Here is a 20984-nt window from a genome sequence, read left to right on the forward strand (position 1 = left end):
GTGCCGGTTCACCTGCCGGTGTCCGGCATCAGGACCTTGGCGCGTGCTCCCCTGAGGCTGCCGGTTGCCGGCAGCTGCTCGGAGAGGTGTTCCCCAGGCCCGGCCGTCAGTGCCCGCGGGTCGCGTCCACCGGGCGGCCGGGCCGTGTCCGGCCGGCGTGCCAGGCGTGCTCGGTCAACAGCACGGTGGAGGCCGTGGCGAGGCAGATCGCCCACTGGGCGGGGCTGAGCGGCACGGTGTCGAAGACTCCCCGGGCCATGGGCACGTGCACGGCGATGATCTGGAGGGCCAGGACGGTGGCCAGGCAGATCCACAAGGCGCGGTTGTGCAGCTGGTGGCGGCCGAGGACGGGGCCGTCCTCGGCGCGTGCGGCCAGGGCGTTGCACAGTTGGAAGAGGACGAACGTGGTGAAGGCCATGGTGGCGGCGGTCTCGGTGTCGGTGAGGTGCCGGGCGCCGACGAAGACGGCCAGGGTGCCTGCGGCCATGACCGCGCCGGAGCGGGCGATGGCGACCAGGCGGCGGGCGTTCAGGATGCGCTCGCCGGGCGGGCGGGGCGGACGCCGCATCACGTTGTCCTGCGGCGGGTCGATGCCCAGAGCCATGGCGGGCGGTCCGTCCATGATGATGTTGACCCACAGCAGCTGGATCGCGGACATGGGCGCGGGCAGTCCGGCCAGCACGGTGGCGAGCAGGGTGAGGATGGCGCCGATGTTGGTGGACAGCTGGAAGCGGACGAACGTGACGATGTTGTCGTAGACGGAACGGCCCTCGCGGACCGCGCGGACGATGGTGGAGAAGTCGTCGTCCGTCAGGACCATGTCGGCCGCCTCTTTGGCCACGTCGGTGCCGGCCATCCCCATCGCGACGCCGATGTGGGCGGCGCGCAGGGCGGCGGCGTCGTTGACGCCGTCTCCGGTCATGGCCACGATGTGGCCCTTCTCGGAGAGCGCGCGGACGACGGTCACCTTGTGTTCGGGGGCGACGCGGGCGAAGACACCGACGTCCTCGATGCGGTCCGCGAGTTCCTGGTCGCTCATCCGGGCCAGTTCTGTGCCTGAGACGACGTCGCCGGTGATGCCGAGTTCGCGGGCGATGGCGGCGGCGGTGTCGGCATGATCCCCGGTGATCATCTTGACGGTGATGCCGGCGGCCTGTGCCAGGGCGACGGCTTCGCGGGCCTGAGGACGCGGAGGGTCGGCTATCCCCGCGATCGCGGTCAGGGTCAGTCCCGTCACCTCCCGGGGGTCCGACCGGTCCGTGGTGCCGGTGGCTGCCCCGAGGACCCGCAGGCCCTGACCGCCCATCCGCCGGGCGGCGTCGGTGACCTCACGGCGGCGCTCGGCGTCGAGGGGGACGCGGCACTGTTCGATCAGGACGTGGGTGCAGCGCTCCAGCAGGACGTCGACGGCACCCTTGGCGTGGACACGGACGCGACCGTCCTCCGCGTCGGTGTGGAAGGTGGCCATGTACTTGGCGGCCGGGTCGAAGGGGATCTCACCGGTACGCGGCATGCGGTCGCGGAGCCCGGCGTCGACACCGGCCTTGGCGGCGAGTACGGCCAGGGCGGCCTCGGTGGGGTCTCCTAACACGCCGGCCGGGGTGACGCGGGCGTCGTTGCACAGCGCGAAGGGCAGCACCGCGTCGCACAGGGCAGGCGGGGGCGCGTCATGCGGGGTCACATCGCGCTTGGCCTCGTCGTGCAGGGCCGCATCGTGCGGGTCCCGGCCGTGCCGTTCGTCCACAGGGCGGACGTTGCCCTCGGTGCCGTATCCCTCCCCGGTCACCTCATAGGCACGCCCGGCGGCCCACAGGGCGCGGGTGGTCATCTCGTTCAGGGTCAGGGTGCCGGTCTTGTCGCTGCACACCACGGTCGCCGAGCCGAGTGCCTCGACGGAGGCCAGGAGTTTGACGATGGCGCCGCGGCGGGCCATGCGGTGGACGCCCAGGGCCAGGGTGAGCGCGAGAACGGCCGGCAGACCCTCGGGAATCGCGGCGACGGCCAGGGCCACCGCGCGCAGTGCGAGGTCGGCGAGTTCCTCACCGCGCAGGAGGGCCACGAGCGCGTAGGCGGCCACGGCGATGCCGCTGACCAGGGCCAGGCGTCGGCCCAGGCTGTCCATCTGGACCTGGAGCGGGCTGGGCGGTTCCGCGCCGGTGCGCAACGCCTCGGCGATCGCGCCGACCTCGGTGCGCATGCCGGTGGCCGTGACGATCATCTCGGCGCGGCCGCGGGTCAGCGCGGTGTTCATGAAGAGCATGCCGGTGCGCTCGGCAACGGGTACGGGCTCGGCACCGTCGGCCTCGGTGGGCGCGGTCGTCTTGGCGACGGGCTGGGACTCTCCGGTCAGCGCGGCCTCGCCCGCCTCGACCGACTCGGCGACCACCAGGCGCCCGTCGGCCGGGACACGGTCGCCGGCTTCCAGCAGGACGACGTCGCCGGGCACCAGGGTGCCGGCCGGGATCTCCTTCACCTGGCCGTCGCGGCGCACGCGTGCGATGGGGACCAGCATCTGGCGCAGGGCCTCCAGGCTGCGCTCGGCGCGGCGTTCCTGCAGGTAGCCGATGGTGGCGTTGATGAGCAGGACGACCGTGATGACGAGAGCGTCCTTGATCTGGCCGATGATTCCGGCGACGACGGCTGCGACGAGCAGGATGCCGATCAGCCAGCTGCGGAACTGGTCCAGCACGCGCAGCCACTGCGGTCGGCGCACCGGTTCGGCCAGTGCGTTGGCGCCCCAGGCGGCGGCCCGCTGCTCGGCGTCCGCCGTGGTCAGGCCCGTGGCCGGGAGCACGGCCAGTAAGCCCGCCACTTCGGCGGCGTCGCGCCGGTAGGCGTCCGGCTGCGGGGGCGTCGGTACCGGCAGGGCGTGGTTTACGGCCGTGGTCTGCTCGGGCAGGGTGTCATTCCCTGCCGTGGACTGCTGCTCAGGCAAGGTCACTCCCTGCCGCGGACGACGGTGACGGGGCAGTGGGCGTGGTGCAGCAGGGCTTGGCTGACGGAGCCGAGCAGCAGGCCGGTGAAGCCGCCCCGGCCCCGGGCTCCGGTCACCACCAGCTGGGCGCCGCGACTGGCGTCGATCAGGGCCGGGCGGATCCGGGAACGCACCAGACACCGCTCGACCACGACCTGGGGATGGACCTTCTGCCAGGAGGCCACCGTCTCGTCCAGCAGGTGCTGCTCGGCCTCGCGGACACGGTCGGCGTCTGCCACCACGGCGGTGAGGGGGTCGCCGGGGCCTTCGTAGGCGCGCTCGCTGAAGGTGTTCCACACATGGAGGGCGACCAGCGGCGCCTTGCGCAGTGCCGCCTCGGCGAACGCGAACTCCACTGCCGCCTCGCCGGCCGTGGAGCCGTCCACGGCCAGGATCACCGCACCGGCCGGATCGGGGCGGCCCCGCACCACCATCAGCGGGCATTGGCCGTGGGCGGCCAGATGTACCGCCGTCGAGCCCAGCAGCAGCCCGGAGAAACTGCCCAGGCCCCGGCTGCCGACCACCGCCAGCGACGCCGACCGTGACTCGATCTCCAGCACCTCAAGCGCCTCCCCGGCCACCACCGACCGGGTGATCTCGATGTCCGGCGCGATCGTGTACGCCCGTTCCTCTGCGCGGGCCAGCGCACCCCGCACCATCGGCTCCAGGCCGTGGTCGGCGGCGTTCCACGGTGGCGCGCCGACCGGCCGATGTCCGGACGCCTGCCCGAAGGCGTGCACGATCCGCAGCCCCACCCCGCGCAGATGCGCCTCACGCGCGGCGACCTCGACCGCGACGATGCTGGAGGCGGAACCGTCCACGCCCACGATCACGGGATCACTCACCGGGTCACGGTCACTCACCGGGTAACTCACTGGATACTCCCATCCCGGACCATCGCCGACGCGCGGCCCCTCGGCTTCCAGCCTCGGTGCGGCCGGCCCGGTACGCCCAGGGGCCGTCAGTCCGGGCCAAGAGGCCACTCGGCCCTGTCGGGCCCCGAGGGTGCTCACGACACTGATCACCTGCCGTGCTGCTCCGGCACCTGCCGTGCGCCCTGTACGACGACTTGAGCGCTCCGCGACGCGTGCCGAAAACCTGTGCACGGCGGGCCGCCGCGACGCCTGCCGAAGACCGTCTACGGCGGGCCGGGGCCATGGCCCGGTGCGAAGACTCCGGATACGTGACGACGGGGAGATCCACATGGACGTCAACGAGGTGCTGCTGCCCGGCGTGGGGCTGCGCTACGAATTCGTCAACCACGAGGGTGACCGGATCGGGGTCGTCGCCCAGCGCTCGGGTGACTTCGAGCTGGTGGTGTACCCCGGCGACGATCCGGACGAGGCTCACCCGATCCTCCGGCTCACCAGCCAGGAGGCCGACACTCTCGCCGAGATCCTCGGGGCCCCGCGCATCGCCGAGCGGTTCGCCGATCTGACCCGTGAGGTGCCCGGTCTGAGCGCGGGTCAGGTCGAGGTGCGTCCCGGCAGCCCGTTCGCCGACCGGGCCCTGGGGGACACCAGGGCCCGGACCCGCACCGGTGCCTCGATCGTGGCCATCGTCCGCGGCGAGGACGTGATCGCCTCCCCCGGACCGGGCCAGACCCTGCGGGCCGGGGACATCCTGGTGGTGATCGGCACCCGCGAGGGCATCGCCGGAGTCCAGCGCATCGTCCAGGGCTGAGCGGTGCACACGCCCATCGCCCTGCTGCTGGAACTGGGCATCATCCTGGCCGTGCTGAGCCTGCTCGGCACCGTCGCACGGCGTTTCGCCCTCTCTCCCGTACCGCTGTACCTGCTGGCCGGACTGGCCCTGGGCGACGGCGGGCTCGCTCCGGTTCCGGCCGCCCGGGACTTCGTCGACACCGGCGCCGCCATCGGTGTGATCCTGCTGCTCCTGGTCCTCGGTCTGGACTTCACCGTCCGGGAGTTCACCGTCAGCCTTCGCCGCCACCGTTCCTCCGCCGTCATCGACCTCGTCCTCAATGCCGCCCCGGGCGCCGTGGCCGGCTGGCTGCTCGGCCTGGACGCCGGCGGGATCCTGGCGCTCGCGGGCGCCACCTACGTCTCCTCCTCCGGGATCGTCGCCCGCCTGCTCGGCGACCTGCGCCGGCTGGGCAACCGGGAGACCCCCGCGGTGCTGTCCGTGCTGGTGGTGGAGGACTTCGTGATGGCCGCCTACCTGCCGCTGCTCGCCGTCGTCGCCTCCGGAGGCACCTGGTGGCAGGCGCTGCTCGCTGTCGCGGCCGCCATGACGGCCGTCACCGCGGCCATAGCCGTGTCCTGGCGCTGGAGCCAGCATGTCGGCCGTATCCTGTCCCACCCCGACGCCGAGCAGGTACTGCTCCGCGTTCTCGGCATCACCCTGATCGTGGCCGCGCTGGCCGAGATCATCCACGTCTCGGCCGCCGTCGGCGCTTTCCTGATCGGACTCGCGCTGACCGGGACCGCCGCCGACCGGGCACGGGCCGTGCTCAGCCCGCTGCGCGACCTGTTCGCCGCGGTGTTCTTCCTCGCCCTGGGTCTGACCGTCGATCCGGGCGACCTGCTGCCGATGCTGCCCGCCGCCGCGGCGCTGGCGGTGGTCACGGCCGCGACCAAGGTGGCCGCCGGCTGGTATGCCGCCCGACGCGAGGGCGCGGGCCGCCGCGGCCGGCTGCGGGCCGGAACCGCGCTCATCGCCCGCGGCGAGTTCTCCGTCGTCATCATCGGGCTGGCCGCCCCTGCACAGGGCCGCCTGGCGGCCCTGGTCACCACCTACGTGATGCTCCTCGCCGTCTGCGGCCCCGTCCTCACACGCTTCGCGCCCACCCGGCAAGCGGCCCCCCGCCCGCCCGCACCGCGGGACAGGGCAGGGGGCCGCCCACCGCACGAGGTCAGTGCCGCGGGTCCACTCCCCGCACCACCGCGACCGGGCAGTGGGCGTGATGCAGCAGGGCCTGACTGACCGAGCCGAGCAGCAGCCCGGTGAAGCCGCCCCGGCCGCGGGCGCCGGTCACCACCAGCTGGGCGGACCTGCTCGCCTCGATCAGCTCCTCCCGCGTGTGGCCGTGCACTACCCGGTGCTCCACCACCACACCCGGGTACCGCTCCTGGCGTCCGGCGAGCGCCTCGGACAGCAGGCGCTGCTCCTCCCCGGCGAGGGCGCCCGGCGGGTTCGCGTAGGGCATCGACGGGTCCTGCGGCGCGGGCATCGGCGCGTTCCAGGTGGTCCAGGCGTGCAGCGCCACCAGCGGCGCCTTTCGCAACTCGGCCTCGGCGAAGGCGAAGTCCACCGCTGACTGACCCGCCGCCGAGCCGTCGACGCCCAGCACGATCGGGCCTTCCTCACTCGGCCGCTCCCGCACGACCAGCACCGGACACCGGCCATGTGCCGCCAGATGGACCGCCGTCGACCCGACCAGCAGCCCGACGAACCCGCCCATGCCGCGGGACCCGACCACCACCAGCTCAGCCGCACGCGACTGCGCCTCCAGGACCGTCAGTGGCTCTCCGGTCACGACGGCACGGCTGACCTCGACCTCCGGTGCCGCGGCGCGCGCCCGCTCGACCGCCTCGGCCACCAGACGGTCGGCCAGGTTCCGGAGCCCGCCCTCGGGGGGGGCCCGAAGGTGACGGGCCCAGGGGCACATGCAGCGCGGGCCAGATGAACGCGTGCACCACCCGCAGCCCCGCCCCGCGCAACCGCGCCTCCCGTGCCGCGGCCTCGACCGCGGCGAGACTCGACGCAGACCCGTCCACACCGACTACCACCACACCGCTCATCGTGCCTCCCACATCCAGTGCCTACGCCATTGCTCTCACCCGTCACACTCCCCCGCCCGCGCCCCCGTGTGCATGGGCCTGATGGCGCCACGGTCAGGGCCGACCGGCGCTCCTTCGCGGCGGCGACGTACCCGCCCTCGCTCCGGCGGGCGATCGTTGCGGCCCACGCCGTGGCGGTGTCGTCACCGACCGGGTCCAGGCGGCAGGGGGAAGGTTCGCCTCGCGGCTCAGGGCCGGTCGGCCCTGCCCCGTCGAGCCGGTGCGCGGGAGGCTGTAGAGGCATCGAGGACCGGCCACCCGGGACGGTCCAACGGGACGGCAGCGGCCGGACCGGCCACCCTCACCCGAGAGTTCCGGGCCCGATGCCGGCCACCGGCACCTCGCCCTGTGGGGGACACGGGACGACCCGCAGCGGCCGTACGCGGGGAAGGCGATCGCCCTCCACGGGCACCGGCAGAGACCGGTGACCCTCCACGGACACCAGCGGAGAAGGGAACTGCCGTGAAGACATCCAAGGTCGGCGAGGTGATGACCCCCGACGTCGTCCAGGCGTGCCAGGAGACTCCGTTGAAGGACGTGGCACGGCTGCTGGCCCGGCACAGGATCAGCGGCCTGCCGGTGGTGGACGCCGATGACAAGGTCCTCGGGATGATCTCCGAGACCGACCTGGTCCGCCGGCAGGCGGCGCAGGCCCGGCGAGCCCAGGGCATCCGCTCCCGGCTGCCGGCGCTGCGCCGCAGGACCCGAGTCGCCGCCGCCGAGGCCCGTGCCATGACCGCCGGGCAGCTGATGTCGACACCCGCGATCACCGTGCACCCGGAGCAACGCGTCGCGGACGCCGCGCGGGTGATGGAGCGTCATCAGGTCGGACGGCTGCCCGTGGTGGACGAGGAGGACCGCCTGATCGGCATCGCCACCCGCCGTGACCTGCTGCGGGTCTTCCTGCGCACGGACGAGGAGATCCAGCAGGAGATCATCGACGAGGTCCTGACCCATGCCATGTGCCTGCCGCGCCGCACCGTCATCGTCTCGGTCCACGACGGGACGGCCACGCTTGCGGGGCGCCTGGAACGCCGTAGCGACATCCCGGTGGCCGTCCGGCTTTCCTGGCGGGTGGACGGCGTTGTGGGCGTGATGAACAGTCTCACCTTCCGCGTCGACGACAGCCGCCCGCCCGAGAAGCACCCCTTGCGCTGGACCCCTCCGGGCTCCCCCCTGGCTCCCTGAGCGCGTTGCCCGTCTCCGGCCCCCGCTCCATGGTGCCGCCGCCGCTCGGCCTTCGACCGGCTTACCGGTATCCCGCCCGGCCGTGGCATGCCCGGATGAGCCGGTCGGTGCCGTAGAGCGCGACGCGCCGGTAGTCGCCGATGATCCGGCCGCGGCCGTACAGTCGGGCAGACCGGTGATGATCCTCTTTGATGCTCGTCGCTCGTGACACCCCCGGGGAGGGCCTCTCGGCGCACCTGGGGCACTCCACCCGTCCCTCTCGTGCCGGGCCGTAGGTCCCTGCCGGACCAGGGCCCCGCTTCTCGTCGCCTCGCCTGGTACAAGACCCGCCGTGCACCGCCTCGCGGGAGCACAGGCAACCGGGGCACCCCCGCCGGCAAGCGGAGGCACCCCGGTCCGGCAAGTGTCCGGCCCTCACAGGAGCCAGCGGTTGCGGCTGACGAAGGGCAGCCGTGCCCATGCCTTGCCCAGGCCCCAGGTGGCGCCGGCGCCCGCGGCCGCGAGGGCGATGAGGACGACGGCGTAGATGAGGTGGTAGTCGGCGAACGGGTTGGCCGACATGCTGGCCGACCCGTCGGACAGGTGCCGGGCGGGCGGCCACTCCGCGATCCACATCAGCGCCATCATCAGCGTGCCGGCGACCGCCGCGAGCCGCAGGCCGATGCCGGCGACCAGGGCGAGACCGATGCCGAGCAGGCCGAGCATGAACAGCCAGTCGGCCCAGGCGGCCCCGGCCCAGACGTGGAAGGTGGACTCCATCGGCCCTACGGCCACACGGCTGAGGAAGCCCTCGGTGGGTGAGCCGCCGTCGGTCCAGCCGCTGCCGGACCGGGTGGCGTAGCCGAAGCCGAAGGTCTTGTCCAGGAACGCCCACAGGAAGACGAACCCGGTCAGCAGACGCAGACCGGCGAAGGCGTACGCCTGGGTGGCCGTCGCCGCCGCGGTCGCCACCTCACCGGACGCGGGCGCCGTCCCGCTCCGGCGCAGGGACGGGAAGCGGAGTCCCAGGTGCCGGTGGGGGTGGTTGTGCACTGCCATGATGCTCATCCCTTTCGAGGGCTGTGACGCACAGGATGGGGTCGACTTCTCGTGGTGCCTTCAATGTCCCGCGTCGCTCACGCCCGTCGGAGGGGCTGCGAGGCCCCGGGCAGCGGGCCGAACGTCCCGCTGCCCGGGGCCTGTCGGCATCGGGTTCAGCCGTCCCAGGACCAGTCGGCGACCTCCGGCAGGTCGACGCCGTGGACGCGGATCCACTCGGCGTGGCGCAGCCGGGCGTCCTCCATCCGCTGGCGTACGGCCGCGGCGCGCACCGCCAGGCCGGGCACGCGGTCGATGACGTCCATGACCAGCCGGTAGCGGTCGAGGTCGTTGCCGACGACCATGTCGAACGGCGTGGTCGTCGTCCCGATCTCCTTGTAGCCGCGCACATGGAGGTTCTTGTGGCCGGTGCGGCGGTAGGCGAGGCGGTGGATGAGCCACGGGTAGCCGTGGTAGGCGAAGATCACCGGCTTGTCGGTGGTGAACAGGCCGTCGTACTCGAAGTCGCTCATGCCGTGCGGGTGTTCCTCGCTGGGCAGCAGCCGGGCGATGTCGACGACGTTCACGACGCGGACGGCGAGGTCGGGCAAGTACCGGCGCAGCAGCTGGGCGGCGGCCAGTACCTCCTGGGTGGGCACGTCGCCCGCGCAGGCCAGCACGACGTCCGGCTCACGGCCGTTCTCCGTCCCCGCCCACTCCCAGATCCCCGCACCACGGGCGCAGTGCGCCTTCGCCTGTTCCATCGACAGCCAGTCGAAGCAGGGCTGCTTGCCCGCCACGATCACGTTCACGTAGTCCTTGCTGCGCAGCGCGTGATCGGCGACCGACAGCAGCGTGTTGGCGTCCGGCGGCAGGTAGACCCGTACCGCTTCCGGGCTCTTGTTGAGGATGTGGTCGACGAAGCCGGGGTCCTGGTGGGAGAAGCCGTTGTGGTCCTGCCTCCACACGTGCGAGGTGAGCAGGTAGTTGAGGGAGGCGATGGGAGCGCGCCAGGGCAGGCGGCGGGTGACGCGCAACCACTTGATGTGCTGGTTGACCATGGAGTCGACGATGTGGACGAACGCCTCGTAGCAGGAGAACAGCCCGTGCCTGCCGGTCAGCAGATATCCCTCCAGCCAGCCCTGGCAGGTGTGTTCGGACAGGATCTCCATCACCCGGCCGTGCCGGTCCAGATGCTCGTCCACGGGAAGGGTCTGTGCCTGCCAGGCCTTGCCGCTGGCGTCGAAGACGGCCTGGAGCCGGTTGGAGGCCGTCTCGTCCGGTCCCACGAGGCGGAAGTCACGCCGCTCGCGGGTGGCGTGCATGACGTGCTCCAGCAGATCGCCGAGGACACGGGTGGGTTCGTGCAGGGTCGCGCCGGGCTTGTCGACGGGCACGGCGTAGCGTTCCAGCGGGGGCAGCGGCAGTTCGCGCAGCAGCAGGCCGCCGTTGGCGTGCGGGGTGGCGCCCAGGCGCCGGGAGCCGTCCGGGACGCAGGACAGCACCTGCTCGCGGGGGCTGCCGTGCGCGTCGAAGAGTTCTTCCGGCTTGTACGAGCGCAGCCATGTCTCCAGCTGCCGCAGATGCTGCGGGTTGTCCCGTACGGCGGCCAGCGGCACCTGGTGGGAGCGCCAAGTGCCCTCCACCGGCAGTCCGTCGACCACCGCCGGGCCGGTCCAGCCCTTCGGTGTGCGTAGCACGATCACCGGCCAGGGCGACCGCTCGGACACGCCGTCTTCGCGCGCGCTGCGCTGCAGGAGCGCGATGCGGTCCAGCGCGTCGTCCATCGCGGCGGCCATCGCCCGGTGCACCGTCATCGGGTCGTCGCCGCTGACGTGGATCGGGGTGTGGCCGTATCCCCGCAGCAGGGCGTCGAGTTCAGCGTCGGGCAGGCGGGACAGCACCGTCGGGTTGGCGATCTTGTAGCCGTTGAGGTGGAGGATCGGCAGGACGGCGCCGTCGTGGACGGGGTCGAGGAACTTGTTGGAGTGCCAGGAGGCGGCGAGCGGGCCGGTCTCCGCCTCGCCGTCGCCGATCACACAGGCGACGAGCAGGTCCGGGTTGTCGAGGGCGGCGCCGTAGGCGTGGGAGAGCGCGTAGCCCAGCTCGCCTCCCTCGTGGATCGAACCGGGTGTCTCGGGGGCCACGTGGCTGGGCACGCCGCCGGGGAAGGAGAACTGCCTGAACAGCCTCTCCATGCCGGCCGCGTCCCGGGTGATGTCGGGGTAGGTCTCGCTGTAGGTGCCCTCCAGCCAGGAGTTGGCGAGAACCGCCGGGCCGCCGTGACCGGGCCCCCAGATGCACAGGGCGTCCTGGCCGCGTGCCTTGATGACGCGGTTGAGATGCGTGTGGACCAGGTTCAGCCCGGGCGAGGTGCCCCAGTGGCCGAGCAGCCGCGGTTTGACGTGCTCGGGACGCAGCGGCTCGGTCAGCAGGGGGTTCGACATGAGGTAGATCTGACCGACGGACAGGTAGTTCGCGGCGCGCCAATGGGCATCCAGCGTCCTCAACTCGTCCTCGGTGAGCGCAGCGAGACGGGGGTCTCCCCGGCCGGAGGCTGGGAGAGGGGCGGACGCCTGCCGTGTGTCGTCGGACATCGAAGGTTCCCTTCCGGGTCGGGGCGGTCGGAGGTGCAAGAGGGTCCGTGCCTCCCCACCCTCCCCCACCCCGCCGGGCACCCGACAGGGCCGACCGGGCCATCCGCGTGGCCCGGCGGCGGGCGTCAAGTGGTCGGCACCAGCACCACGGGGCAGTGGGAGTGAGGCGAGCTTCTGAGACACCGGTCAGGCGTCGTGCCCCCGGTGCGGCACGATCGCGACCGCGCAGGCGGAGTGGTGGAGCACCGCGTGGGCGGTACGGCCGAGCTGGAACCCGAGTTGCCCCTCGCGCCGACTGGCGCCGACGACCAGGAGGTCAGCACTGTGCGAGGCGTCCACCAACGCCCGGCGGGCATGGCCCTCGACGGTGCGCCGGCGCACCTCGACGTCCGCCGGGAGGTCCTGCAGCGCCCCTTCGAGTTCCTCGATGGCCCGTTCCTCGTACTGGCGGGTGGGTTCGCCGAGCATCAGGGGATAGCCGCCGGGCTCGTACGCGGGGCAGCGCCATGCCCGTATGGCCTCCAGAGGCACCCCGCGCCGCCGCGCCTCCTCGGCGGCGAAGCGAACCGCCGCCGATTCCTTCGCGTCCTCGCCGACGCCCACGACGACCCGTCCGTGCACCGGTGGCGTCGCCTGGTTGTCGTGGCTGCCGCGCAACACGATCACCGGGCAGTCGGCGTGGGCGGCGACGGCCAGACTGACGGAGCCGAGCAGCATCTCGGCAAGGCCGCTGCGGCCGCGGGTGCCCACGACCAGCGCGGAGGCGTTCCGGGCCGCGCGGACCAGGGCGTACTCCGGCTCCTCGAACACCACGTCGGCGGTGACCCGCAGCCCTGGGTGCCGGGCGCGTGCCCGCTCGGCGGCGGCGCCCACCACGTCCTGGGGCAGGGGCGGTTCGGTCGGTTCGCCGATGTCCCGGGCGAGCGCGGCACCCTCGTACCGGTCCCAGAGGCAGGCGTACACCACCCGCAGTGGCACCCCGCGCAGGGCGGCCTCGTCGGACGCCCAGTCGGCGGCGCGCAGGCTCGGCTCGGAACCGTCGACGCCCACGACCAGGGGCCCTCCGAGGGCTCGCTCGGCCACTGCGTTCTCGTCCGCTGTGTTCATGTTCTCCACTTCCTTCCGAAGGCGCTGTCAGTCGTGCGCGACGACGGCGACGGGGGCGGCGGCGTGGTGCAGTACCGCGTGCGTGACGGGGCCGATGTGCACGCCGAAGGGGCTGCGCCGGACCCGGCGTCCGACGACGACCAGGGACGCCTCGCGGGAAGCGTCGATGACGTGGTTGGCAGGGCTTCCGGACGGGGACTCCTCGACGACCTCGACGTCCGGGTACTTCTGCCGCCAGGGCCGCAGCACCGCGGCGAGGGCGGCGGCTTCATGCCGGCCGAGTGCGGCGTTGAGCTCGGCGTCGGCGGGCACGCCGTAGGCGGCGTAGGGCGGGAGGTTCCAGCCGTGCACGACCCGCAGTGCGGTATCGCGGAGGGCGGCCGCCTCGAAGGCGAAGGCGATCACCGTGTCGTCGGGGTGGGTAGTGTCGAGGCCGAGCACGACGGGCTGGTACGGGGTGGCGGTGGACGGAATGCCGGCGGGGTCCATCTCGTGCTCGTCGGCGGCTTGTTCCCCGGCCCGCACCAGGACGACGGGGGTGCCGGTGTGCGCGATCACGGCCGCGCCCACGGACCCGACGAGGAACCCGCCGATCCCGCTCAGCCCACGCGAGCCGAGGACCAGCAGTTCGGTGTCCTTCGCCGTCTCCGGCAACGCGTCCATCGGCTTGCCGGGAACCTGCTCGGTCTCCACCCGCAGGCCGGGGTGGCGCCGACGCAGACCCTCGGCCGTCTCGCGCGGAATCCGTTCGCTCCAGTGCCGCAGCTTCTCGGCGCCGAGGGGGGCCTGCGCCTGGGCAATGGGCTCCGGAACGGGCTCCCAGACGTGCACCAGCCGCAGCGGCAGACCGCGCAGCTTCGCCTCCCGGGCCGCCCACTCGGCAGCCGTGCGGCTCTCTGCCGAGCCGTCGAGGCCCACGGTGACGTTGCGGGACATGCTGTCCACCTCCTGTGTCGGGGTTGCGATGCCAGCGTGGTGGCGGGAGAGGCCGCGGGTGCAGGTACCGCAGGTCCCCCGTCCGGGGCCGACCGGCCCCATCGGCCCAGGCGGCATCCCCGCACCACGCTGCGGCGCCGTTCGGCCCTGGCTTCCCGGCACCCCGTTGGGCCGATGCGTCCGAGTCGGTGGGACCGATGGACCCCTCATTGGCCCAGCACCGCGAAACGACGGCGGAACGCGGCCGCTCACCACGCGGAGCGTCCCTGATCGGCCACAGCCGCCCTGCACGCCGGACGGCGTGACGTTGTCGTGCACGCTGAGGAAGCCACCGGCCACGAACTCGTCGACCAGCTCCAGGACCGGCTGCGCCGCCGGACCGACAAGGCGGCCCGCTCCGGACACAACGGCCACCGTGCGGGGTCCCCGCCGTGGCGCGTCGGCCCCGGTACCCCGCATCCCGCGGAAAGCGGCGGCAGGACGGCGGACTACCACCCGGCGTGAGACCCCGGTACGTACCGGCCCGGTCGGAGAGGGTCCACCGACCAGGCTTGCGTTGTGGCCCGCGCCGTCCACGGAAGCCCACCTCGCGGGCCCTTCGGCCCACACAGGTGACCAACGGCCCGCAGACGGCGCTCACCGGCCCGGGAAACGCTGATACCGGTGGTTCCCGATCAGCGGGCGAGAGCGAGGAGTTGTGTGGTGGCGAAGGCTTATCTGGTGGGCAGCGGAATCGCGGCGCTCGCCGCGGCCACGTTCCTGATCCGCGACGGGGGGTTCGACGGAACGGACATCCACCTCTTCGAGGAGCAGCGGAGCATCGGCGGCAGCCTGGACGCGGGCGGCACGGCTCACACCGGCTACTCCATGCGCGGCGGGCGGATGTTCGAGGCCGAGTACCGCTGCACCTACGACCTGCTGTCCGGCATCCCGACTCTCGACGACCCCTCCATATCGGTGACCGACGAGATCCTGGCCGGACACGAGGACTTCGCCTGGGACGACACCGCACGCCTCGTCGACGGCGACGGGAAGATCGTCGACACGCGCTCGATGGGCTTCTCCGAACGTGACCGCCTGGAGCTGGTCCGCTGCCTGGCCACCCCCGAGGGGCACCTGGACGGCAAGCGGATCACGGACTGCTTCGGCAAGCACTTCTTCACCACGAACTTCTGGTACCTGTGGTGCACCACGTTCGCCTTCCAGCCCTGGCACAGCGCCATCGAGTTCCGCCGCTACCTCAGGCGCTTCATCCATCTGCTGCCCGAGTTCGCGACCATGTCGGGCATCCACCGCACCCGCTACAACCAGTACGACTCCATCGTGCGCCCCCTGACCGCCTGGCTGCGCGAACGCGGTGTCACCCTCCACACCGGCTGCCACGTCATCGACCTCGGGTTCGCACCGGGCCGCCGGAGTACGCGGGTCGAGACGATCCACCTGTCCCGCGGCGGCCGCGACGAGCAGATCGAGGTGGCCCTCGAGGACCTGGTCCTGGTCACCAACGGCTCCATGACCGACGCCTCCAGCCTCGGGTCGCACACCTCCGCACCGTCCCCGCGCCCCCACCGCTCGAACGCCTGGCTGCTCTGGCACCGACTGCACCGAGGGCGCGACGACTTCGGCGACCCGGCGGTCTTCGACAAACGCGTCGACGAGTCCCGCTGGGAGTCGTTCACGGTCACCGCGAGCGATCCCGCCTTCCTCGACGCACTGGAGGAGTTCAGCGGCCGCGAGACCGGCCGAGGCGGCCTGATGACCTTCACCGACTCCAACTGGCTGCTCACCCTCGTCGCCCCGCGCCAGCCCGTCTACCGCGACCAGCCCGAAGGCGTCTTCGTATGGTGGGGCTACGCACTTCGCCCCGGCCGCGCCGGCAACCACACACCCAAACCCATGTCGATGTGCTCCGGCCGGGAGGTCCTCGAAGAGACCCTGCACCACCTGCCGTTCGACGAGGCCGTGGCGGCCCGGGTGCGGAAGACCTCCACCGTCGTGCCCTGCCTGATGCCGTACATCACCAGCCAGTTCCTCGCCCGCCGCCGCGACGACCGCCCCAAGGTCGTGCCCGACGGATCGGTCAACCTCGCCTTCATCGGCCAGTTCACCGAGGTACCGGACGACGTGGTGTTCACCGTCGAGTATTCGGTACGCACCGCCTGGACGGCCGTGGCCCAACTGCTGAAGCTCGACAAGCACCCGCCCGCTGTCTACAAGGGCCACCACGACCCCCACGTCCTGGCCGCCGCACTGGAGACCATGCACCGCCGTTGATCAGCTGCGGATGCCGCTGTGCCACAAGGATCGGCAGGTCGGCTGCGCCGCCGTGCGGCAGACGGTGCAGACGCGGGGGCGGCCCCTCGCGTTCTGGCAGGACGGGCAGACCGCTCCCCGTGTGGAAGTGGGCGGCGAAGGACGCGATCCGGCGCGTGTTGCGACATCACACACTGCCGCCCGTGGAAGCCAAGGACAAGCGTTACGACGGCGAGGGCGTGAGCGCGGTCGCCGTCCACCAGCTCCTCACCCACGGCAGTGACCAAGGGCTGTCCCGTGATCACCGGTGGATCAGCGCGCGGCGTCGGATGCGGTGCATCGCAAGGCGGAGGGTCGTCCTCATACTGGGCGTATTCGGGCGATCCGTCAACGCAGCGAGGTGCCGCAGCCGTCGTCGTGCGCCCGCTGGGGCTTACGGGACAGCCCTCACGCGCACGACGACGCCCCGACAGCCGCCGTCACCCATCCCAGCCGGGCCGTCACGCCGAGCTGACCCTCCAGGTACGCGCCTCCAACGGCCCGTTGGGCGACATCCGCGTCCTCGATGTCGACTTCGCCACCACGCCCGAGCAGGCGACGGCCTGGATCGGCTCCCGTACTCCTTGACCGTCCCGTTTCCGCCTCCGACACGAGCAGGCCGTTGGTCGGAGTCGGGTGATCGGTCCGGGTCGCCTCTGCGCGCCTCGCCGGTCAGGGCCTTCCCGCGCGGTGGAACCCTCTCCGTTCATGTCGGCGCCCGCACCGGCGACGTCCGCGTCCCCGCCATCGTCACACCGCCGTGACCTGCACACTCACGAGATCACCGCGACTTTGCAATCGCCCCGCGCCAGTCCCCGACCCCACTCTCACCGGACCCCGAAGTCAGCCCATGGGGGCTTCTTCCGCGGTAACCGGCTGAAGGTCCACCGGATCCAAGGAGGGCTTGTAGCCGCAGTAGGGGATGTGTTTCCTTGTTTGGACGTAGCGGGCGGTGACGTACCTCACCCGGTCCACATTCAGCCGGTACCAAAGGTCGTTCCCATCGACTTCCTGACCGCGAACTTTGCAGGTGAACCCTGCCAAGGCTCCGGCGTCCAGAGTGCTCCACGCGGTCGAGTTAGTCGTGGGTTCCCCCCGAACGTTTACGCCTTCATTACTGGTGATCACTCCGGCCTTCCATGACAGGGCAGGGAAGCCCTCTCGGTCACTTGCCGAGGCCACACCAGTTGACGCGGTCATGATCAAACCAGCAACAATGCTTACACACATCACGTTCTTCACGCGACACTCCGATCGCCAACCCGAAGGACAACTCTGCGAGAAATTACCCAGAGCTATACATTCGGTCAATAACGCGAATGTCCTCCATATCGGTTATACATAAAGACCGTTGGACCGACTCCGCCGCCGAGACCTGCGGGTCGGCTAATACTCCAGCTGTAGATCGTGATCTTGCTGGGGGCGTGATCGAGAGCCTCAGCTGGCCGATGTGCGTGTTGCGCTGAGGGGTCTGGGGCGTTGGGCCAGTCTTGAGCCCGTCGGGACCGTAGCAGTGGGCCCGCGCCCCAGGTGTCGATGGCTGCACGTACGGTCTGCGCATGACTGATCAGTGGTGGGTGGGCGTGCGTCAGCGGCTCGAGGCGGCGGGTGCAGGGCCTTCCGGCAGCAGGGTGTTTGGGGCATTGGGGCACAGGTGGATCGTGGAGGACCCGCTTACCCAGGGTGAGCTTGCCGAACTCGAGGCTCAGACGGACGTGCGGCTGCCGGAGGAGTACCGGACATTCCTGCTCCACGTCGGTGCGGGTGGCGCCGGCCCCGCGTACGGCCTGTTCCCAGTTCGGCGCGTGCAAGGCCGCTGGCGTTGGGAAGGCGACGGCGCGGACCTGGCCGACCTGACGAGACTTGCCGCGCCGTTTCCCGACCAGGGCCCGGACCCGAAACTGCTCGACGACCTTCTTGCCCAACGCCCCGAGGAAGAGGACTTCGACGACATCGAGGACTTCGACGACGCCATCGAGGCTTGGGACGAGCGGTGGGAGGCCATCATGTTCGCCCCGGAGCGCACCGCCGGCGCCATCGTGATCTCCCACCTGGGCTGCGCCCAGAGAGAATGGCTGATCATCAACGGCAGCCACCGTGGCACGATCTGGTCCGATTGCCGGGTGGACGACGTCGACCTCGCCCCGCTGCTCGACGACGACGGTACGCCGGTGACGTTCGCCCGCTGGTACACCGACTGGCTGGAGAAAGCCGAGCGCACAGCCCTGTCGGCACCGTAGGCCCATCGGCCTGTGCTGTTGAGCGTTACGGTGAAACGGGCTAAGCAGGGCCCTCAGCCAAGGTGGGCCGGTGTGGAGACGGGTGCGGCCACCGTTGATCATCGTGACTTGTGTGGAGTAACGATGAGACGGTGGCCGCAGGTCACAGCATAGATCCCGTCCGTTGGCGGGATGCGTTCGAGGTGGCCATGGGCCGGATCGCGGGCCGGTTCGTCCGGGTCGAACCACGGCAACGGGCCGGGCGGTTGGTGCTGGGCCTGCTGGCGGACCTGCCGCGCAAGAACTGCTGGACGATCGCGGAGTGGGCCGGGGAGGCCAGCCCGCACGGCATGCAGCATCTGCTGTGCCGAGCCGTTTGGGATGCCGACGGCATCCGTGACGACGTGCGCGAATACGTCGTCGAGCACCTCTATGACGAGGCTGCGGTCCTGGTTGTCGACGAGACCGGCGACGTGAAGAAGGGCACCCACACGGTCGGGGTCCAGCGCCAGTACACCGGCACCGCCGGCCGGATCGAGAACTCCCAGGTCGCGGTCTACCTCGTCTACGCCGGGACGCGCGGGCACGCGGCGGTCGACCGCGAGCTGTACATCCCGCGCTCCTGGACGTCCGACCCGGACCGCTGCCGGGCAGCCGGACTCGGCCAGGACACCGTCTTCGCGACCAAGCCGGAACTGGCCCGCACGATGATCGAACGGTTCCTGGACGCCGGACACCACGTCGGCTGGGTCACCGGGGACGAGGTCTACGGCGGCAACCCAAGACTCCGTACGGCTCTGGAGGAACGCGGCATCGGCTATGTCCTCGCGGTGGCCTGCTCGGCCGAAGTGTCCACCGGCGCAGGCAAGTTCCGCGCCGATGCCCTGGCGGCGAAGGTGCCGAAGCGGGCCTGGCAGAAGCTTTCGGCCGGACACGGCGCGAAGGGGCAGCGATTCTACGACTGGGCCGTCATCGACCTCGCCGACGAAGCCCCGGGCCACCACCAGCTGCTGATCCGCCGCAACCGCAGCACCGGTGAACTCGCCTACTACCGCTGTCACTCCACCACGCCGGCATCCCTGGCCACCCTGGTCAAGGTCGCAGGTTCCAGATGGCGGGTGGAGGAGACCTTCCAAACAGAGAAGGGACTGGCCGGGCTGGATGAGCACCAGGTCCGCCGCTACCCCTCGTGGGCCCGCTGGGTCACCCTCGCGATGCTGGCCCACGCCTTCCTCGCCGTCGTCCGCGCCGACGAACACGCACACCGACCCACGCCGGACGACCTGATCCCGCTGTCCTGCAACGAGATCTGCCGCCTGTTCATCGCGCTCGTCGTCCGGCCCGTCCTCGACGCGGCCCACCGGCTTGCCTGGTCCGACTGGCGCCGCCGCCACCAGGCACGATCACGCACCAGTCACTACCGGCGGCAAGCCGCATCCCAGACATGAAGATCACGATCTACAGCTGGAGTACTAACCGAGTTGCCGGTGCGGCTCTCCTCACCGAGGTGAAAAGCCGCCGGTGCCGACGGTCCCCGCAACTTCGACGACACTCCTCGAACCGGACAGCTCCGCCAGCCCCTCACCTGCCGCAGCGGCTACGCGTCCACCGAGGCTCCCGCCCGTCCGAGAGGCCGGTTGACGTCCCGGAAGTTCCGCACATACGATCGACCCAGTTTCCGCAATACGACTCACAGATTCCGAGATACGGAAATCGTAGGAGATGTGGTGCAGGACCTCGGGGCACTGGGACCGATCACCGCGTCCACGGACCGGTTCGTCGCCACGGTCACCTCTCTCACCGACACCCAGGTCGCCGGAGGCACACTGGTACCGCCATGGTCCCGCGGCCATGTGATCACCCACGTCGCGCGGGCCACGGACAGCCTCTGCCGGCTGCTCACCTGGGCCCGTACCGGCACGGAGACACCGCAGTACGCGAGCATGGACGCCCGCGCAGCCGAGATCGAGGCCGGGGCCCGGCGACCGGTCGCCGCGCTGGTCGCCGACGTCCGCGACACCGCCGCCCGCTTCGAGGAGGCGATACGCACCCTCCCCCCGGCGGCCTGGCGCGCCGAGGTGCGGATGCGCACCGGCGAGCTGCGCACACCGACGACCCTGGTCCCCACGCGGTTGCGCGAACTGGAGATCCACCACGCCGACCTGGACGCCGGCTACCGCTTCTGCGACATACCGGCCGACGCCGCCCGCTGGATCATCGACGACATCGTCGAGGCGCTCACCCGCCGCCGGGGCACCCCGCCGTTGCGCCTGGAGGCGCACGACACCGGCCTCGTGCACACGCTGGGCACCGGCGGCCCCACGGTCGGCGGACTCCAGGCCGACCTCCTCGCCTGGCTCAGCGGACGCTCCCCCGGCACGGGACTCACCGCATCCACCGGCGAGGTTCCCGCAGCGCCGTTCTGGATCTGAAGACGCCCGGCACCGAGCGCTTCGAGATCGGCGGAACGGCCAGGAGACACCTCACCCCCGGCCACGGAACAGACCACCGCCCAGCCGGGAGCACCACCGCCCCGGACGCAGACAACCGTCGCTCGTCGTGGCCGCGTCCGGACGGAAGTCGCGCACGGAACCCGCTTCCCGGCGGACCGACTTCCCCGGACGACCCCCTTCAGGTTCCATGCGCCGCGTCGGTCACACGTCACCACAAGGGTCAGTTGCGGTGCAGCGGGATCGACCGGTCCTTGCCCTGGGAGTAGATCGTGTCCGCGCTCGCCTCGAGCAGGCGGCCGGAGCGAGGCGGTCACTCACGATCCAACTCAGGCAAATTATTAACCCAGTTCATCTATGCTGTGACGGAGCATCCACCGTCCGCCCCTGCCCCGGACGGT

At 71.4% G+C, this 20984-nt stretch carries 16 protein-coding genes and 2 pseudogenes; 9 read left to right on the forward strand and 9 right to left on the reverse strand.

What is annotated here, in order from left to right:
• Positions 1 to 106 precede the first annotated feature (106 nt).
• Both FEF34_RS03645 and FEF34_RS03650 read right to left on the reverse strand, forming a co-directional pair.
• Positions 107 to 2794: a cation-translocating P-type ATPase gene (locus tag FEF34_RS03645; protein ID WP_407698338.1), complete on the reverse strand. Its 2688-nt coding sequence runs from the start codon at positions 2792 to 2794 to the stop codon at positions 107 to 109.
• A gap of 143 nt (positions 2795 to 2937) precedes the next feature.
• The gene (locus FEF34_RS03650; protein WP_234042259.1) at positions 2938 to 3819 is read right to left on the reverse strand and encodes a universal stress protein; all 882 of its coding nucleotides are present in this window, start codon (positions 3817 to 3819) and stop codon (positions 2938 to 2940) included.
• Between the two features lie 358 nt (positions 3820 to 4177).
• Here FEF34_RS03650 and FEF34_RS03655 point away from each other — a divergent pair, with 358 nt between their 5' ends.
• Both FEF34_RS03655 and FEF34_RS03660 read left to right on the forward strand, forming a co-directional pair.
• Positions 4178 to 4657, forward strand: a complete 480-nt coding sequence (locus FEF34_RS03655; protein ID WP_138051833.1) for a cation:proton antiporter regulatory subunit — start codon at positions 4178 to 4180, stop codon at positions 4655 to 4657.
• A gap of 3 nt (positions 4658 to 4660) precedes the next feature.
• Positions 4661 to 5920 (forward strand): cation:proton antiporter, encoded by a 1260-nt coding sequence (locus FEF34_RS03660; protein ID WP_138051834.1) that lies wholly within the window; start codon positions 4661 to 4663, stop codon positions 5918 to 5920.
• Here FEF34_RS03660 and FEF34_RS03665 read toward each other — a convergent pair.
• A pseudogene (locus FEF34_RS03665) lies at positions 5850 to 6738 on the reverse strand (universal stress protein). The gene FEF34_RS03660 and the pseudogene FEF34_RS03665 sit on opposite strands and share 71 nt — an antisense overlap.
• A gap of 501 nt (positions 6739 to 7239) precedes the next feature.
• Here FEF34_RS03665 and FEF34_RS03670 point away from each other — a divergent pair.
• On the forward strand, positions 7240 to 7965 hold the full coding sequence (locus FEF34_RS03670) for a CBS domain-containing protein (RefSeq protein WP_171052801.1): 726 nt from the start codon (positions 7240 to 7242) through the stop codon (positions 7963 to 7965).
• Positions 7966 to 8053: 88 nt separating this feature from the next.
• Here FEF34_RS03670 and FEF34_RS44125 read toward each other — a convergent pair.
• From FEF34_RS44125 to FEF34_RS03690, 5 genes and pseudogenes are all read right to left on the reverse strand, one after another.
• A pseudogene (locus tag FEF34_RS44125) lies at positions 8054 to 8151 on the reverse strand (pyruvate formate lyase family protein); the annotation flags it as partial.
• A 228-nt stretch (positions 8152 to 8379) separates the two neighbouring features.
• Complete coding sequence (locus FEF34_RS03675; RefSeq protein ID WP_138051835.1) at positions 8380 to 9003, reverse strand: DoxX family membrane protein; 624 nt, start codon at positions 9001 to 9003, stop codon at positions 8380 to 8382.
• A 155-nt stretch (positions 9004 to 9158) separates the two neighbouring features.
• Positions 9159 to 11579, reverse strand: a complete 2421-nt coding sequence (locus FEF34_RS03680) for a phosphoketolase family protein (protein WP_138051836.1) — start codon at positions 11577 to 11579, stop codon at positions 9159 to 9161.
• Positions 11580 to 11765: 186 nt separating this feature from the next.
• The gene (locus FEF34_RS03685) at positions 11766 to 12686 is read right to left on the reverse strand and encodes a universal stress protein (RefSeq protein ID WP_138051837.1); all 921 of its coding nucleotides are present in this window, start codon (positions 12684 to 12686) and stop codon (positions 11766 to 11768) included.
• A 27-nt stretch (positions 12687 to 12713) separates the two neighbouring features.
• Entirely contained in the window at positions 12714 to 13622 is a 909-nt protein-coding gene (locus FEF34_RS03690) for a universal stress protein (protein ID WP_138051838.1), read from the reverse strand.
• Positions 13623 to 13934: 312 nt separating this feature from the next.
• Here FEF34_RS03690 and FEF34_RS03695 point away from each other — a divergent pair, with 312 nt between their 5' ends.
• The 3 genes from FEF34_RS03695 to FEF34_RS03710 all read left to right on the forward strand — a co-directional run bounded on the left by FEF34_RS03695 (position 13935) and on the right by FEF34_RS03710 (position 16502).
• Positions 13935 to 14126: a hypothetical protein gene (locus tag FEF34_RS03695; RefSeq protein ID WP_199800636.1), complete on the forward strand. Its 192-nt coding sequence runs from the start codon at positions 13935 to 13937 to the stop codon at positions 14124 to 14126.
• A gap of 198 nt (positions 14127 to 14324) precedes the next feature.
• A complete protein-coding gene (locus FEF34_RS03700; RefSeq protein WP_138051839.1) occupies positions 14325 to 15896 on the forward strand; it encodes an oleate hydratase in 1572 nt (523 codons plus the stop codon).
• Positions 15897 to 16292: 396 nt separating this feature from the next.
• Positions 16293 to 16502 carry a hypothetical protein gene (locus FEF34_RS03710; protein WP_138051840.1) on the forward strand — a complete coding sequence of 70 codons (210 nt, stop codon included), beginning with the start codon at positions 16293 to 16295 and terminating at the stop codon, positions 16500 to 16502.
• 255 nt (positions 16503 to 16757) lie between these two features.
• Here the strand turns inward: FEF34_RS03710 and FEF34_RS03715 are convergent, their stop codons facing one another.
• Positions 16758 to 17156, reverse strand: coding sequence for a hypothetical protein (locus FEF34_RS03715; RefSeq protein WP_138051841.1), 399 nt, complete (start codon positions 17154 to 17156; stop codon positions 16758 to 16760).
• A gap of 317 nt (positions 17157 to 17473) precedes the next feature.
• Between FEF34_RS03715 and FEF34_RS03720 the strand changes: the two genes are divergently transcribed.
• From FEF34_RS03720 to FEF34_RS03730, 3 genes are all read left to right on the forward strand, one after another.
• Complete coding sequence (locus FEF34_RS03720; RefSeq protein WP_138051842.1) at positions 17474 to 18154, forward strand: SMI1/KNR4 family protein; 681 nt, start codon at positions 17474 to 17476, stop codon at positions 18152 to 18154.
• A gap of 188 nt (positions 18155 to 18342) precedes the next feature.
• Positions 18343 to 19581 carry an IS701 family transposase gene (locus FEF34_RS03725; protein WP_138051843.1) on the forward strand — a complete coding sequence of 413 codons (1239 nt, stop codon included), beginning with the start codon at positions 18343 to 18345 and terminating at the stop codon, positions 19579 to 19581.
• 279 nt (positions 19582 to 19860) lie between these two features.
• Positions 19861 to 20565, forward strand: a complete 705-nt coding sequence (locus tag FEF34_RS03730; protein WP_171052802.1) for a maleylpyruvate isomerase family mycothiol-dependent enzyme — start codon at positions 19861 to 19863, stop codon at positions 20563 to 20565.
• Positions 20566 to 20984 lie beyond the last annotated feature (419 nt).

This window comes from Streptomyces marianii (assembly GCF_005795905.1).
Classification (GTDB): domain Bacteria; phylum Actinomycetota; class Actinomycetes; order Streptomycetales; family Streptomycetaceae; genus Streptomyces; species Streptomyces marianii.

Excerpts from the sequence above, each read along its gene's own strand:
- FEF34_RS03655 (WP_138051833.1), top strand. The coding sequence starts at position 4,178 with ATGGACGTCAACGAGGTGCTGCTGCCCGGCGTGGGGCTGCGCTACGAA.
- FEF34_RS03675 (WP_138051835.1), bottom strand. The coding sequence starts at position 9,003 with ATGGCAGTGCACAACCACCCCCACCGGCACCTGGGACTCCGCTTCCCG.
- FEF34_RS03680 (WP_138051836.1), bottom strand. The coding sequence starts at position 11,579 with ATGTCCGACGACACACGGCAGGCGTCCGCCCCTCTCCCAGCCTCCGGC.
- FEF34_RS03690 (WP_138051838.1), bottom strand. The coding sequence starts at position 13,622 with ATGTCCCGCAACGTCACCGTGGGCCTCGACGGCTCGGCAGAGAGCCGC.
- FEF34_RS03725 (WP_138051843.1), top strand. The coding sequence starts at position 18,343 with ATGGGCCGGATCGCGGGCCGGTTCGTCCGGGTCGAACCACGGCAACGG.
- FEF34_RS03720 (WP_138051842.1), top strand. The coding sequence starts at position 17,474 with ATGACTGATCAGTGGTGGGTGGGCGTGCGTCAGCGGCTCGAGGCGGCG.
- FEF34_RS03685 (WP_138051837.1), bottom strand. The coding sequence starts at position 12,686 with ATGAACACAGCGGACGAGAACGCAGTGGCCGAGCGAGCCCTCGGAGGG.